The sequence below is a fragment of the Rufibacter sediminis genome, from assembly GCF_014269285.1.
Classification (GTDB): Bacteria; Bacteroidota; Bacteroidia; order Cytophagales; family Hymenobacteraceae; genus Nibribacter; species Nibribacter sediminis.
In genome coordinates this window covers 24060-40223 of record NZ_JACOAF010000061.1, presented here as the reverse complement: position 1 = coordinate 40223, position 16164 = coordinate 24060, and the positions used below count along the sequence as shown (strand labels likewise).

Here is a 16164-nt window from a genome sequence, read left to right as displayed (position 1 = left end):
ACAAAGTGAACAACCCAGGTAGCCGCTCACTCTGTACTGGGAAAATACCTTCAACTACTTTGAACATTGCTGGCTAACCGTATTCCTGCAAATGCCAGGCTATTGAATTAGTGAATATTTTCAACGCTAACGGTCTTGTACACCTGCTCAATAAACTGTTGCACGGTAGTGGGTTTTCTGCCCAGTAAAGACTCCAACGTGGTATCCTCCAAATCCATCATGCCTTCGGCCACAGCTGTGCCCCACATGACAAACATGCCAATGTACAGCTCTGGCACACCTGCTTTCTCCAGAATAGCTTTAAACTCTTCCACCTTGGGGGAAAGGTACTTAATCTCCTGGCCTACTGCCTCAGAAATATAGTTCGCAATTTCTTCAAAACCCACTGATGCGTTGTGGGTCAGATTGTACGTCCTGTTTTCATGGCCTTCGGTCGTTAATACGTTAACAGCCGCCTCGGCTAGTTCTTCCCGTAGTACCCAGCTGGCTTTCCCTCCAGCTGCGGGAAATAAAATAGTCCCTGTTTCGGCTACCTTTTCCCCAATAAAGGCTAGAATCATTTCCTGGTAAATGCCATTCTGGAGAATGGTATACTTGATCCCACTTTCTTTAAGAAACTTCTCTGACGCCACGTGAGAATTCTCAAAGTCAGCAATGGCAGAAGCTTCGTAGCCGGGCTTTCTCACGAAAGAAGTGTAGGCGATGTGCTGTACGTTTGCGTCTTTGGCTGCGGTAATCGCGTTGATGTGGTGCTTTGTTCGGTTTTCAACCGGGCCCCGGTCACTACTGGAAATCAATAACAGTTTATCAACGCCCGCAAAGGCTTTGCGCATGGATTCTACGTCTGCATAATCTCCCATTCTCACCTGAATACCTTTGTCTTTCAAAGGCTGGGCGTCCTCTCCGTCTCTTACCAATGCGGCAATGTCTTTAGCGGCTACCCCTTTGTTTAATAAGTGCTGTATGGCTTTAGAGCCAAAATTTCCGGTTGCTCCTGTAATTAGAATCATGGTTGCTTTTTGATTAGTGGAGCGGCAAGTTGACGAATTTACTATAGTATGTATAGTTGTTTCTTAAAAAGAACTCCTATACTTTTGTATAGTAAACCACTTAGAAACTTCACTGTGAGCGACTTTAAGAAATTAGTAGAGGAGGAAAAGTTACAGCAATGCCCTAGGCAATTCATCCTTGCCTTGACCGATACGCTTCAGGTGATTAGCGGGAAATGGAAGCTCCCGATAATTGCTTCCTTACTGTATGGAAGAAGCCGGTTTAAAGATTTACAGGACAATATAGAGAAGATCACTCCCAGGATGCTTTCAAAAGAACTGAAAGAACTGGAGATTAACGGTATTGTGCAGCGCAAGGTGTTTAACAAAACGCCGGTCCTAATAGAATACACCTTAACCGAATCTGGCAAAAATCTGATCAATGTAGTAGATACGATGCTCGCGTGGGGATTAGCCCATAGAGATGGAGTAATAGGACAAGACAGACCTAACGAGCAGTTATTTGCTAGTAAGGATTAGGGTAGACAACCCGCGAGGCCGAATGAGGATTACGTTGGGGGAGGACATGCGCCAGGCTTTGGCACGCCACTTTTCATGCTCTTTTACAGCTTTTCCTGAAAACACGGGCCAAAAACAGCGGGTAGCTATCAGCTTTTGCGTATTCGCCTACTTTTAGATTGTTCCCGCCAAATAAACCTGCGATTTAGCTGAATGCGCTGCTGCTACTTGCCTTGTTTGAAAGAGTTTTGTTTTCTAAGCTGATCTGCCCAGATTGGAAATATTACGGGACAGGATCAGCAGATCGGCGTAGGGCGTGTAGTCCTTGGCGTAGATGACCTCCATCTGCCGGGCAGCGGCCGGACTGATGCGCCGCCCTGAGACTTTATCTACCGGCGACAAGATGGCTGGCTTGGATTCTGGCGTGGCCGTGGCTTTCAGGCCTACCCATTGGTAAACGCCCACCAGGTTTCCGAGGCAGTTTTTCAAAAACTGCCTTTTTCTGTTGATCCGCCAGATCAGGAAAGGCGACAAAACCAGCAACAGGGCACTGACCAGCGAATTCAGCACGGCTTTGTTCCGGCGGTAATACGGGTTCAGGAGATTGACTTCAATGTGCAGGGCGTAATAATCGCCGGGAGCGTTCTTGGAGGAAGACCCGATAATGTAGGCGCTGTTCTCGGGCAGAATCTTGAATTCCACGGCGCTGTTGTGGATCTGCACCATCCACTCAATGATCTGGGAGACGGCCAGGTCTTTCCCGCAGAAGATGAGCTCGTTGATTTTGTAGATTTCGATCACCTCCCTGATCTGCCGCAAATCGGCGGGCGTGTGCTGCGGTTCCAGGCGGGCTAGGGGTTCCTGGGCTCCGGCCTGCCGCAACAGATTGGAAGCCCGTTTCACTTCTTTGTCGCTGCCCACCACCGCAATGCGCTTGGCCTTGGGCTCCCCGAACCGCCAGTGTCCGTAGGTTTTGAAATGCCACACCAGCCGCCAGAGCGTCATGCCCACCAGCCCCACCAACACGGCCACCAGCAAATGCTTTTTATTGGTCTCGCCCACCACTGAGACGATGCTGGAAAAGGCCATGAGCAGAATACTGCCCCACAGCATGCCCCTCACCAACCGGTACAAGCGCGTAGGTTGATCATAGGCCCCGCTGAAGAAGGCCGTTCCCAGCCACACCGCCAAATATGCCCCCCACATAGGCGACACCTCCAAGGACAACGGATCAGGCACTACTTTTTCTCCCAATAAGGCCCCCAGCACTAGGCATAAGCCGTCCAGCAGCAGCGGCAATACTTGTTTCACCCCCCTGAACAGCAGCGCGAGGGCCGCTCGCAGGTAAATGGCCCACCGGATCAGCAAGGAATACAGCCGTGCCTGGCGGCCGCTGAAATGTTTTTCGGCGAACACCATCATGGCCCGGTAGAACATAAACACGTAGTTCACGCTGGTTTTGCGGGTGCTTTCGCCTTTGTAGTGGATGATGCGCGTCTCGGGGAAATAGTAGACGTCAAAGCCACCTTCCTTGATACGGTAAGAAAGGTCGATGTCCTCGCCGTACATGAAGAAGTCCTCGTCCAGCAGGCCTACTTTCTGGAGCGCTTCGGCGCGCATGAACATGAAGGCCCCGGCCAGGATGTCTATTTTGTGCACCTCGTCCGCGGGTAAATGGCCCAAATGGTAGCGATTGAACACCGCCGATGCCGGGAACAGGGCCGCCAACCCAAACACCTTGGAGAATGCGACCCAAGGCGTGGGCAGCCCGCGCTTGGACTCCGGCAGGAACTTGCCCGCGCCGTCCATCATCTTCACGCCCAAGGCCCCGGCCGCTGGATTCGCTTCCATGAACCGGAAGCATTTGAGAAAAGTGTCTTCCTCCACCACCGTGTCGGGGTTGAGGAGCAGCACGTACTTGCCCTGCGCCTGCCGGATGGCCTGGTTATTGGCCTTGGAAAAGCCCAGGTTCTCTTTGTTGGCCAGCAGAATGACCTCGGGGAACCGCCGCTGCACCATCTCCACTGATCCGTCCACGGAATTGTTGTCTACCACAAACACCTCTACCCGCAGCTTCTGCGCGGCTCTCCGGACGGAAAGCAGGCATTGCTCCAGGAAATAGCTGACGTTGTAATTGACAATAATGACGGAGAGGTCTTTCAAGCGCGAACGTTGGGTCGTTTAAAGATACACACAGGAAGGCAATAGCTTGGTAAGTTCAGAAAAGAACGACAAACATAAAAAAAGCAGGAACTCAAGTTCCTGCCCATTGGCCGTTTCTGGCCTGTTTTCATAAAAATAAGTCAAAAGCTTAGATCTGGCTGTACGCCGTGCGGTCCAGAATACTGCGCCCCAGGGTAATCTCGTCGGTGTACTCCAGTTCGCCGCCCACCGGCACGCCCCTAGCAATGCTGGAAATGCGAGCCGGGTAGTCCTTCAGTTTACGGGTGAGGTAAAAGGCCGTGGTGTCGCCTTCCATGGTGGGGCTCAGGGCCAAGATGATCTCTTTCACCCCGGAGTTGGGCAGCCGCTCCACCAGTGATTGAATGTGCAGGTCTGAGGGCCCCACGCCTTCCAGCGGAGAAATGACGCCGCCCAGCACGTGGTAGACGCCTTTGAATTGGGCCGTGTTCTCAATAGCGATCACGTCGCGCATGTCACTCACCACGCACAGCAGGGCGCGGTCGCGGAGCGGATTGGCACAGATGCCGCAGACTTCCTGGTCAGAGATGTTGTGACAGGTTTTGCAGTACCGGATGCCGGTGCGCATGCGCACCAGGGCCTCAGAAAGTTGTTTGGTATCTTCGGTTTCGGCTTTGAGCAGGTGCAACACCAGGCGAAGGGCGGTTTTCTTGCCCACGCCGGGTAATTTGGCCAACTCTTCTACCGCATTCTCAATCAGCTTAGAAGGGAAATTCATCCAGATAAGTCAGGGTTAAACGATATCCGCTGAGATACCCCGGTCATGGATGGCAGTGCACATGATTTCCAACTCAGTGAAGGTGCCCAGTTTCACGGTGCACTTCCCTTTGTAGTGGATCAGCATGGTACATTGCTCGGCCTGTTCCTGTGTGTGGCGGCAGACCTGCACCAGCGTATTGATCACATGCTCAAACGTATTCACGTCATCGTTGTACACCACCAGCTCGCGCATGTCAGTGGTTTCCTCCAACAACAGCACGTCTTCCTGCTCCAGAATTTCAGTTAGAATGTCCATAACACAAAATTAAACAATTAACCTGAGTTTAGGAAGTCCTCTCTGCGTGAGCCTCAGCTGAAGTAAAACAGTTAAAAAGCGCCGCTTGTTCCTGAAAAAAAGGTAGTTTAGCCTTATTTTTGAGAAAAGAATCCGGCGCAGAAGGGATTGCCATCCACGCGTTTTGCGCCTGTTTTTCCAATCACAACCCCAAAACCAACATGCATAAACAACCGCTTGCCTGGATAGCCCTGCTCTGGCTGTCGCTTCTTTCTACTGGTCCGGTCTCCGGCCAGCAGAAGTTACTCACCATGGAAGACGCCTTCCTGAACCCGGCCCTCACCCCGGCTAACCTCCGCCAGCTCACCTGGGTGCCCGGCACCAACGACTTCAGCTACGTGAGCGACAAAATGGACCAGCTGCTGCGTGGAAACGTGCGGGAAAATGCCCGTCCCGTACTATCGGTAACCGATCTGAACGCGGCGCTGGAGAAAGCTGGAGGCGCCAAAGTTTCCAACGTGAACGGGTTGCAATGGATTAACGGCCAGGAACTGCTCCTGAAGCAGAGCGGCGCTGTATACCGCTACCACCTGCAAAGCAAAAACGCCCAGGCGTTGTATAAACTGGATGCCGCCGCCGAGAACGTCGATTTCTCCCCCAACAAGCAGCGGGCCGCCTACACCAAAGCGCAGAACCTGTTCATCTCCCAAGCGGGCAAAGAGAACGTGCAAATCACTCAGGAAAGTAATCCCGAGATTGTGAACGGACAAGCTGCGCACCGTTCTGAGTTTGGTATCTCCAAAGGCACGTTCTGGAGCCCCAGCGGCAACAGCCTGGCGTATTATCGCATGGATCAGACCATGGTCACCGATTATCCGCTGGTGGAAGTGGCCCCGGTGCCCGCCAAACTCAACAACATCAAATACCCCATGGCGGGCGGTAAAAGCCACCACGTGACGGTAGGCGTATATAATGTGGCCTCGGGCAAAACCATCTTCCTGAAAACCGGCGAGCCCGCCGAGCAGTACCTCACCAACCTGACTTGGAGCCCCGACGAAAAATCCATTTACCTGGCCGTGGTGAACCGCGCCCAGAACCAGATGTGGCTGAACCAATACGATGCCGCCACCGGCGCCTTTGTGAAAACCTTGTTTGAGGAGAAAAACGACAAATGGGTGGAGCCCGAGCACCCCATGTACTTCGTGCCCGGCCACCCCGACCAGTTTGTCTGGATCAGCGAGCGCGACGGATTTGACCACCTGTACCTCTACAACACCAGTGGCAAGCTAATCCGCCAGTTGACCAAAGGCGAGTGGGTGGTCAAAGATTTGGTGGGTTTTGACCAAAATGGCCGCGAAGCGTACTACACCTCCACCGCCGAGAGCCCGCTGGAGCGCCACTTCTACGCCGTGGAACTCAGCACCGGCCGTACCGGAAGGCTCACCCAGGGCAGCGGCGTGCACAACGTGTCCTTCAGCCCAACCGGGCAGTATTTCATTGACAACTACAGCAGCCCCGTTACGCCCCGCACCATCCGTATTCTGGACACCGAGGCCGGAAGAGTGACCAAAACCCTGTTAGTGGCGCAGAATCCGTTGCAGGATTATCAACTGGGCGAGACCACCCTCTTCCCCATCAAGGGCGAGGATGGCACCGACCTCTACTGCCGCATGATCACGCCGCCTAACTTCGATGAGAAGAAAAAGTACCCAGTGGTGGTGTACGTGTACGGCGGCCCGCACCTGCAGATGATCAACAACAGTTGGCTGGGCGGCTCTAACCTCTGGATGCAGCTCATGGCCCAGAAAGGCTACATTGTGTTCTCCCTGGACAACCGCGGCTCCGCCGATAGAGGCCGTGCCTTTGAGCAGGCCATTTTCCGGCAGGTGGGCGTGCCCGAGGTCAGTGACCAGATGAAAGGCGTGGAATACCTCAAAAGCCTGCCGTACGTAGACGTGAACCGCTTAGGTGTGCACGGCTGGAGCTACGGCGGCTTCATGACCACCTCCCTCATGCTCAAACAGCCCGGCGTCTTCAAGGTAGGTATTGCCGGTGGCCCCGTGATTGACTGGCGCCTCTACGAAATCATGTACACCGAGCGCTACATGGATACGCCCCAGGAAAATCCGCAGGGCTTTGAGCAGGCCAACCTGCTTAACCACGTGAAGAACCTCAAAGGCAAGCTGCTCATGATCCATGGCACCGTAGACGATGTGGTGGTGTGGCAGCACAGCCTTTCCTTCCTGAAAAAAGCCGTAGACGAAGGCATTCTGCTGGATTACTTCGTGTACCCGGGCCATCCGCACAACGTGGGCGGCAAAGACCGTGTGCATTTGTATAAAAAAGTGACCCAGTACTTTGACGAGCAGCTGAAGTAAGCGGTGCGTTTTACGCCCGTTTTCCGGGAAATAAGCTAAAAACAGAAAGGCGTTTCAATGGCAGAAGCGCCTTTCTGTTTACAGGGCAATTTCTATCTTTGGAAAACACTTCCACTCTTTCCTCCACATGAAAAAACTTCTACTCGCCTTATTGATTTTGGTCTCCGGTATTGCTTCGGCTCAAGTACTTGCTTCTGAAAACAGAATTGTGGTAATGGGCCAAGCCACCGTTGAAGCCCCCGCAGACCAGGTGAGTTTCAATATTAATTTATTGTCTACCGACACCTTAAGCCTTGATAAAATGTATGCAAAACACAAGGCGATGGAATCCAAAATCTACAGGATTTTAAAAGACCTGAACATTCCTTCAGACAAGATTTCATACTCCCTTTTATCTGTAGGAAAACGACCTTCTTATGCAGAAAAAGATGAAGACATAGTTTGGTACTTTGAGGGAACTCAGGAAATTTCCTTCACCCTTGACTCCCTCAAAACCTATCCAGCCATACGAGACAGATTGATCAGAGAAGGCGTTATAAGATTTGGCAGTGCTTTTACTTCCTCAAAAGAAGAAGAAATGAAAAAAGAAGTACTAACTAAGGCTGTAAAAGTGGCTACTGAAAAGGCTGAAGTTTTAGCCAAAGCTGGAGACAGAAAAATCAAGCGCATTGTCAAAATAGCAGATACAGATGACACTGACCCAATGTTTGAAAACTATACAAGTGACACCATATACGCGGTAGCAGGGGCCGACGCAACAGGAGGAAGTGCTGAAGGTACATTGATAGAAATCCCGCAGAACATCTCCGTTTCTGCAACTGTGAAAGTTACGTTTCAACTTAAATAGCCCACCCAACCAAATCGCCTATGCTCAAACGAATGCACCTCTGGGCGCTCCCACTCGGTTTAACGCTTTTAGGAGCGTGCCAGTCCGCTAGCAGCAAGAAAGAAGCCGCCACTTCTATTTCTGATACGGCTGGAGACGTAACGCTGGAAAGCTACAGCCAATATGTGACCGCCATCGCCTCTGATGACCTGGAAGGCCGGAAACCCTTTACCAACGGCGAGAAGAAAACCCTGGCGTACCTGGAGCAGGAAGCCAAAGCGCTGGGGCTGGAGCCCGGCAACGGCGACAGCTTTCTGCAGGAAGTGCCCATGGTGGAAATCACCTCCTCGCCCGCTCCTACCATGACCGTGAAAGGCAAGCAGTCCATGGAACTGACGGGATTGGAAGATTACGTGATCTGGGCCCGCCGCACCCAGGAAAACGTCACTATCAAAGACAGTGAACTGGTGTTTGCTGGCTTTGGGATTGTGGCGCCGGAATACAACTGGAACGACTACGCCGGTTTGGACGTGAAAGACAAAGTGGTGGTGGTGCTGGTCAGCGACCCCGGTTTTTACTCGGCAGACACTACGTTCTTCAAGGGCCGCACCATGACCTACTACGGCCGCTGGACCTACAAACTGGAGGAAGCCGCCCGTCAGGGAGCCAAAGGCTGCCTGATTGTCCACGCGACCGAATCAGCCGGCTACACCTTCAAGATTGTGCAGAACAACTGGAACACCGCTAAATTCTACCTGGGCACCCAGCAAGGCAAGGATTCCTACCGGTGCGCCATGGAGGGCTGGATTACCACGCCCGTGGCCGAAAAACTATTCACTGCCGCCGGCAAGCAGTTCCAGGCGGAGGTGCAGCGCGCCGCCAAACCCGGCTTTAAAGGCACGCCGCTGGGCTTGACGGTGAGCACCTCCCTGAAGGCGAAGGTGCGGTATGACAAATCGTACAACTTCATCGCGAAGATCACCGGAGACAAACGCCCCGACGAGGCCATCGTGTACTCCGCGCACTGGGACCACTTGGGCATCGGGAAGAAAAACGAGCAGAACGACAGCATCTACAACGGTGCCGCCGATGATGCCAGTGGCACGGCGGGTTTGCTGGCCATCGCCAAAGCTTTCCAAAACCAGGCGCAGAAACCAGCCAGAACCCTGGTCTTTCTGGCCGTGACGGCTGAGGAACAGGGCTTGTTGGGCTCGGCACAGTACGCCGAGAACCCCGTCTTCCCGAAGGAGAAAACCGTGGCTAACCTCAACATGGACATGCTCAACCCCTACGGCGAAACCAAGGATATTGTGCTCATTGGCATGGGGCAGTCAGAACTAGAAGAGATGCTCGCCGAGGAAGCACAGAAAGCGGGCCGCTACATTGCCCGCGACCCCAACCCCGAGGCTGGCCTCTACTATCGCTCTGACCACTTCAATTTCGCGAAGATGGGCGTGCCCGCTTTGTTCACCGGCATGGGCATTGACCACGTGAAACTTGGCAAGGCCGAAGGCAAAAAGCTGCTGGACAACTTCACCGCCAACATCTACCACAAACCCAACGATGAAGTGAACGATGCTTTTAAGATGGACGGGGCCGTGGCCGACCTGCAGTTGCTCTACCAGGTAGGCAACCGGCTGGCGACCTCAGCAGAATGGCCGCAGTGGAAAGCCGGTTCTGAGTTCAAGGCCGTACGTGATTCTTATCTGAAAAAGTAACTCCTGTTTTAAGGCTATTTTCGCAAAATCGACTTAAAAACGGCAAACACGGGGCCGCTCCAGAACTTGGGCGGTCTCGCTTATTTAAGCCCCTTGCTGCTCCCGGTTTCCCCGCCTCGCGTATGGGTGTCTGAACCTAACTCCGGCAATTATGTGGTGGATGTACGCCCTCCTCTCTGCCGTCTCCGCGGCTTTAACGGCCCTTTTCGCCAAAGTAGACATAAAAGGAGGTCTTGCAAGTGGCCCCATTGACAAAGCCAGTATCAACTTTATTCAATCAATACTAGCTCAAGAAGAGGAACTAACGTTCAAAATTACATTAGGTGCCAGTCTCATCTTTGCCGGCACCCTAGTGTGATTGACTTGAATTACTTCTTTCAGTTGCTCTGTTTTCAGGCAGCTTTTAGTTAAACAGGTTGAAACTGATGAGTGGCAACTTCTTGGTTTTTGGGAGCTGTAGCTGCTCTACCTGTTTTGTAAAGATTGCTCTGTCCGTCTACAAAAACAGTTTCTTAGATAGAAGTTTTTCAAGTTCTTCAACTCGATTGCCACTTCTTAATAAACCAATGTAGACTCAGTTTAGAATTCTATTTAAAATACTGAATATCATCCAATGTCCTACCCTGAAAGAAAGAGGGTAGAGAACTAATCCGGTAAAACTGCGAGCCCTCCTGCTACTCTTTCATATCTGAATTACTATTGCCTCTTGTTCAGGTAGCTCTTTGGAGGTTAGTAAAGGCTACAGTAGAAATCAACCACTTATTTTTCAGATTATTACCCAATATTTTCAAACAACTCTAGCTTATACTTTTATCCTTCCTGTGCCATCTGCTCTGGCAGACAGATCATAGATGAAGTATATAATTAAATTTAAATTATCCATATTCTTTTTATATCAGAAATCTTATACCATCTTTATAGGATTATATCATACTTCTATACAAAATATAAGAAAACTCTACCCTCCTTCAACCCTTTATGTTAAAAAATCTACTCTCTGTTTCATCTGGATTCAGATGGAGGCCCCTTTTTGCATTTCTGCTTTTCTTCAGTGGAATCCAGGTGGCCTACTCCCAAGCCGATTATGCGATTCAAGGGGCCGCGGCATCACCCACCTCGGTGGCTGCTGGGGGCTCTGTTTATGCCACCGGCTCCATTTACAACCTGGGCAATACTGCCGGGGCCTCTAGTAACATTGGCTTTTACCTGTCCACGAACAACACGCTGGATGATGCTGACACCTTCATTGGTTCTTCTTCGGGAGGCAGCCTGGCCAGTAAAGGTTCATCCTCCAGAAGCGTTACCCTTACTGTCCCTGGCGGCACCACTACAGGTACCTACTACCTGCTGTTTGTAGCCGATTACCTGAAAACAGTTACGGAATCAAACGAAAACAACAACGTAAGCAGCGTTTCTATTGCAGTAGTACCGTCCAGTGTTGACTTTACCATCACTTCGGCATATCTTTATTACACATCCTTACCGGCCGGAGGGAGTCTCACGGTAGAAGGGTATATCTCAAACCAAGGTAACATTGCCGCTTCTTCCAGCAATGTAGGTTATTACCTATCTACCAACAGCACATTGGATGCCGCAGACACTTTCATTGGGTCTTCTTCTGGCAGTGCTATATATGCAGGGGATTACACTTCATTTTATACTTCTCTTACCTTACCCGCTAACACTGCTCCGGGAACGTATTACCTGATCTTTGCGGCAGATTACCTCAACAGTGTAACGGAAAGCAATGAGACCAACAATACTGCTTCCCGTCAGATCACCGTGACTGCCCCCAGCGTAGATTTGGTGATAAACTCTGTTTACTTAAATAAAAGCACAGTATCACCGGGCGGAAGCATTTCTTATGAGTTTTACGTGTACAACCAGGGGAACACCGTTGCCGCGTCCAGTAATGTTGGTTTCTACCTGTCTACCAACAATACCTTGGATGCAGCAGACACGTTCATTGGGTCTTCTTCCGGTCAAAGCTTGACTGGAAGTAACAGCAACTACCGGTACTCTTCCGTCACTATCCCTGCGGGTACAGCAGCTGGTTCTTACTACCTTTTGTTTGTAGCCGATTATCTGAAAACTGTCTCTGAAACAAACGAAACAAACAACGTGAGCAGCGTTGCCATTTCTGTGGTAGCACCATACATAGATTTAAACGTTCAGTCTCCTTACCTCAGCCCCACTTCTGTCACGGCTGGGAACTCTGTTTCTGGCTCATTTTACCTCTACAACCTGGGGAACACCACCGCCACTTCCAGCAATGTAGGCATCTACCTATCTACCAACACCACCCTGGAGTCTAGTGATGTGTTTATTGGCTCCTCAACCGGAAACGCCCTGACCGGGGATAATTACGTTACCCATTATCCTTCCGTGACCATACCCTCCAACACCGCAGCAGGAACCTATTATGTTCTGTTTGTAGCCGATTACCTGGGCACCATCACCGAAAGCAACGAGAACAACAACATTGCCAACGTAGCTATTTCTGTGGTCACTCCTTCCATAGACCTGGAGGTACAGTCGGCTAATCTAACGGCTACCTCTGTATCCGCGGGGAATCCTGTCACCGCTACGGCCACTATTTACAACCTGGGAAACACCATGGCTGCCTCCAGCAACATAGGCTACTATCTGTCCACCAACAGCACCCTGGATGCGACAGATGTTCTGGTAGGTTTTGCAAATGGCGGCGCGATTTCTGCCGGATATTATGACTATAGAAGTGCGTCCATTACTATCCCGGCAAACACAACTCCCGGTAATTACTACCTCATCCAGGCGGTTGATTACCTGAATTCTTTGAAAGAGAGCAATGAGAATAACAACACCGGTAGCACGTACCTGAGTGTGACTGCGCAAGGAACTACTTTTATCACCCCTTCCAGCGGCAACTCCAGCTTTACCACCTGTACGGGAAAGGTGTATGACACCGGAGGAACTGGTGCTTACACCACTGCCGCCAACGGTACCATTACCTTAAATCCTGGCACACCGGGCACTAAACTCCAATTGTCATTTACCTCCTTCTCGTTGTACTCCTATTATGATTACCTGGAGATCTACGATGGCACCACCACCTCTGCCCCGCTGATTGGCAAGTACACGTACACCTCTCCGGGCATAGTCACTGCCTCCAGTACATCCGGCGCCTTAACGCTTCGTTTCTATAGCAGTGGTTACAGTTACTATGGATATACTGGTTTTGAAGCAGACATTGCTTGCGTAACACCTTCCGTAGACCTGATGCTTTTGTCTGCATTCACCTCCACCAGCAGCCTGACCCCGGGAACTTCCTTCACCACCACCAGCTTTATCGCGAATACGGGCGCGACTTCCTCCTACAGCAGTTCAGTGGGGTATTACCTTTCTGCCAACAGTACTTTTGAATCCACTGACCTTTACCTGGGCAACACCATTGGGAGTACTTTAACCAGTGGCAACTCGGCGCAGCGGTCGGGTACCATCAGTCTGCCTTCCACAGTTACGGCGGGGAATTACAACCTCCTGTTTGTCGCAGACCCAACGAACGATATCTCAGAAACGGACGAGACCAATAACGTGAAGGCGGCGGCCGTTACCGTTACTTCCTCCAACACTTTGGAACTTGCCGTTTCGACCAGAACCCTGGCAGCTACTTCTGTAGTACTGGGCGGAACGGTATCTGCTACTGCTACGCTTACCAACAGTGGCAATGCTACCGCTCCTAAGAGTGCCGTTGGTTTTTATCTTTCTACGAATACTTCTCTTGACGATAATGATGTTTTACTTACCTCCAAGCAAACATCAGGCACTTTGGCTGCCAAGGCATCTGAGGAAATAACCGCAACTTTAACTATCCCCAACAATACTGTTGCCGGCAGTTATTACATTCTGTATGTACCAGATCCAGAAAACCACATTGCAGAGTCAGATGAAACCAACGGGGTGATGTCACTTGCCCTTACAGTGACGAACAACAGCATTGACTTGGTTGTACAAAATCCTGCTCTTTCGCCAACCTCCTTGTTAGCAGGAGCCACTGTAACCGCCACGTCTACACTTCGCAACCAAGGTTCTGTTTCTGCGGCCAGCAGCAACATAGGCTATTACCTTTCTGCGAATAACACATTTGAGGCGTCTGATGTAGCATTAACCACTACCACTGGCGGTGCCTTGGCCGGAAGCACATCTGCTGCTAAGTCTGTCACGCTCACCATTCCAACTGGTACCGCTGCCGGAAACTACTATGTGCTTTTTGTGGCCGATCCAGCCAACGCAGTAACCGAAGGCCTAGAAACGAATAACGTTTCTAGCGTAGCACTTACAGTACTGCCCCAAACTATAGACCTAGAGATGCAAACTCCGTCCTTATCAGTAGCTTCTGTTACGGTTGGTGGTTCTGTCAAGGCAACCTCTACCATCCGTAACACGGGCACAGTAGCATCCAGCGCCAGTGTAGTTGGCTATTACCTCTCTACTAATACCACTTTTGAATCTTCTGATGTGGCGTTAGGCACCTCAACCGGGGGAGCATTGGCCGCTAATGCTTCTGCAGCAAAAAGCGCTGATCTTACTATTCCAGCTGCCACCGCAGTTGGCAACTACTACATCCTATTTGTGGCTGACCCTGCCAAAGCAGTAACCGAAAGCAATGAAACCAATAATGTCATGTCTGTCGCTTTAACTGTAACTGCCCCGCCTAGCCCAGACTTGGTAGTGGAGACATTTTACATTACTCCATCCACTTCGTTCATCAAAGGAACAGCATACACTGTTGCCTCGATCATCAAAAACCAAGGGAACGCCACCAGTTCAGCTTCTTCGGTTGGGTTTTACCTGTCTACTGATGCTACTTGGGATGCCGCAGATGTCCTGATGGCGGAGGCAACCGGCTCTAGTCTTAACCAGAATGCCACCACTACCCTCACCAAGGCCGTAACAGTTCCTACCACCACCGCAACCGGCTCTTACTACTTGATAGTTAAAGCTGATCATAAAGACGCCGTGACAGAGAGTAATGAAACCAATAACACTAAATATTCAGTAATAACGGTTATCAACCCAACGGTTGACTTCACCATCCACAACGTAACAGCTTCTACTGGGATCTTAAGCGTTGGACATCCCATCACTTTTTCTGCAAGAATATACAACAGTGGTAACTCCACCGCATCTAGCAGTAACATAGGGTTCTATTTGTCCACTAATGATACATTTGACACAAATGATATTGCCTTAGGCACCATTACAGGTGGAGAATTAGCTTCGGGAACAAACGCTACTAGATCTGGCACCTTTACCGTTCCGGCGGGCACCCCAAATGGGAATTACTTTTTGCTCGGCGTAGCAGATCCTGCCAATGCAGTGATAGAGACCAATGAAGCTAATAACGTTGTGGACTATATAGGTCTCTCTGTATACCCTGCAAGCGTAGATCTGGTCATACAAAGCACCATGATCTCATCACCAGTAGCGGTTAAGGGAACTAGTATCAATGTAAGTACCTCCATCATGAATAGCAGAACCTTAGCGGCCTCGTCTAGCAATGTTGGGTACTACCTATCAACTAATAACACCTATGAAACCAGCGATGTACTGCTGGGAACTTCCACCGGAGGGACACTTGCATCAGGTGTAACGGCTATCAAGAATGCGACACTCACCATTCCAGCTAATACTGCAGCTGGTAACTATTTCATATTATTCATAGTTGACCCGGGTAATGAAGTGACTGAAAATGATGAGACAAATAACCTTGAAGCTCTTGCTTTGACAGTCTATGAAACTAACACGAGCGTTCAAAAACCTGATTTAGTAGTTCAAGCTCCAACCTCAAATAAATCTAGTGTAGTTCCAGGGGGTACTGTGACCGTTACCTCTAACATTGTCAATGTTGGCAATGCCACCGCAGCTGCAGGCAAGGTTACCTACTATCTATCCTCTAATACTACTTTCGAGAGTACAGATATAGTATTAGGTGAAAGCAATCTAGCTTCATTAGCTGCGGGCGCATCTAATGATCAAACAACGTCATTGACCATTCCAGCCAACACAGCCTTTGCTAATTACTTCTTGCTAGTGAGGGTAGATGCCATTGGTGCTATCGATGAAATAGCAGAGAATAATAATCTGAATAGTATTGCGCTGACAGTGAAAGATCCCAATGGTATTCAAGAGCTTTCTCCAGAGCATAAGCTGACGTTATGGCCAAACCCTGCCACCAAAAATCTTTCTATTGAGGCCAAAGGCTTTAAGAATGGCGAGAAGGCGGCAGAGATCACAGTCTACTCCATTGCAGGTCAGAAAGTGATCACCAAGAAGGCTACTATTGTCAACCAGGACTTGAAAGCCACCTTAGACGTAACCAACCTTAACCACGGACTTTACCTGGTGTACATTCAGGTAGGCGACACCCTTACAATAAGAAGAGTCGCCGTAGAGAAGTAATTTCTGCCTCTCACCTCTTTCAAAGAGCCTCACCTAATGGTGAGGCTCTTTTTTTGTGTACACTTTTTTCAGGGAACTCATATGGACTTGTAGCTTA

The 16164-nt window shown here is 50.3% G+C and carries 9 protein-coding genes; 5 read left to right on the top strand and 4 right to left on the bottom strand.

The genetic code is table 11. The annotated features are described in order from the left end of the window. Positions 1-107 precede the first annotated feature (107 nt). Positions 108-1010, bottom strand: a complete 903-nt coding sequence (locus H7U12_RS22260; protein WP_186642128.1) for an SDR family oxidoreductase — start codon at positions 1008-1010, stop codon at positions 108-110. A gap of 114 nt (positions 1011-1124) precedes the next feature. Between H7U12_RS22260 and H7U12_RS22255 the strand changes: the two genes are divergently transcribed. Continuing rightward, positions 1125-1529: a winged helix-turn-helix transcriptional regulator gene (locus H7U12_RS22255; RefSeq protein WP_255897538.1), complete on the top strand. Its 405-nt coding sequence runs from the start codon at positions 1125-1127 to the stop codon at positions 1527-1529. Positions 1530-1763: 234 nt separating this feature from the next. On the opposite strand, the gene H7U12_RS22250 is transcribed toward H7U12_RS22255, so the two are convergent. From H7U12_RS22250 to H7U12_RS22240, 3 genes are all read right to left on the bottom strand, one after another. Then, the gene (locus H7U12_RS22250; RefSeq protein WP_186642126.1) at positions 1764-3671 is read right to left on the bottom strand and encodes a glycosyltransferase family 2 protein; all 1908 of its coding nucleotides are present in this window, start codon (positions 3669-3671) and stop codon (positions 1764-1766) included. A gap of 148 nt (positions 3672-3819) precedes the next feature. Then, positions 3820-4428 (bottom strand): recombination mediator RecR, encoded by a 609-nt coding sequence (gene recR / locus H7U12_RS22245; RefSeq protein ID WP_186642125.1) that lies wholly within the window; start codon positions 4426-4428, stop codon positions 3820-3822. A 15-nt stretch (positions 4429-4443) separates the two neighbouring features. After that, positions 4444-4725, bottom strand: a complete 282-nt coding sequence (locus H7U12_RS22240; protein WP_186642124.1) for an ATP-dependent Clp protease adaptor ClpS — start codon at positions 4723-4725, stop codon at positions 4444-4446. 200 nt (positions 4726-4925) lie between these two features. Here H7U12_RS22240 and H7U12_RS22235 point away from each other — a divergent pair, with 200 nt between their 5' ends. From H7U12_RS22235 to H7U12_RS22220, 4 genes are all read left to right on the top strand, one after another. Then, positions 4926-7082, top strand: coding sequence for a S9 family peptidase (locus H7U12_RS22235; protein WP_186642123.1), 2157 nt, complete (start codon positions 4926-4928; stop codon positions 7080-7082). Between the two features lie 127 nt (positions 7083-7209). Next, a complete protein-coding gene (locus tag H7U12_RS22230) occupies positions 7210-7929 on the top strand; it encodes an SIMPL domain-containing protein (protein ID WP_186642122.1) in 720 nt (239 codons plus the stop codon). Between the two features lie 20 nt (positions 7930-7949). Continuing rightward, positions 7950-9626, top strand: a complete 1677-nt coding sequence (locus H7U12_RS22225) for a M28 family metallopeptidase (protein ID WP_186642121.1) — start codon at positions 7950-7952, stop codon at positions 9624-9626. Positions 9627-10604: 978 nt separating this feature from the next. After that, complete coding sequence (locus H7U12_RS22220; RefSeq protein ID WP_186642120.1) at positions 10605-16067, top strand: CARDB domain-containing protein; 5463 nt, start codon at positions 10605-10607, stop codon at positions 16065-16067. Positions 16068-16164 lie beyond the last annotated feature (97 nt).

Bases quoted from the DNA above. Each gene is read 5' to 3' on its own strand.
- H7U12_RS22235 (WP_186642123.1), top strand. From the start codon at position 4,926: ATGCATAAACAACCGCTTGCCTGGATAGCCCTGCTCTGGCTGTCGCTT.
- H7U12_RS22225 (WP_186642121.1), top strand. From the start codon at position 7,950: ATGCTCAAACGAATGCACCTCTGGGCGCTCCCACTCGGTTTAACGCTT.
- H7U12_RS22240 (WP_186642124.1), bottom strand. From the start codon at position 4,725: ATGGACATTCTAACTGAAATTCTGGAGCAGGAAGACGTGCTGTTGTTG.
- H7U12_RS22260 (WP_186642128.1), bottom strand. From the start codon at position 1,010: ATGATTCTAATTACAGGAGCAACCGGAAATTTTGGCTCTAAAGCCATA.
- recR (WP_186642125.1), bottom strand. From the start codon at position 4,428: ATGAATTTCCCTTCTAAGCTGATTGAGAATGCGGTAGAAGAGTTGGCC.
- H7U12_RS22220 (WP_186642120.1), top strand. From the start codon at position 10,605: ATGTTAAAAAATCTACTCTCTGTTTCATCTGGATTCAGATGGAGGCCC.
- H7U12_RS22230 (WP_186642122.1), top strand. From the start codon at position 7,210: ATGAAAAAACTTCTACTCGCCTTATTGATTTTGGTCTCCGGTATTGCT.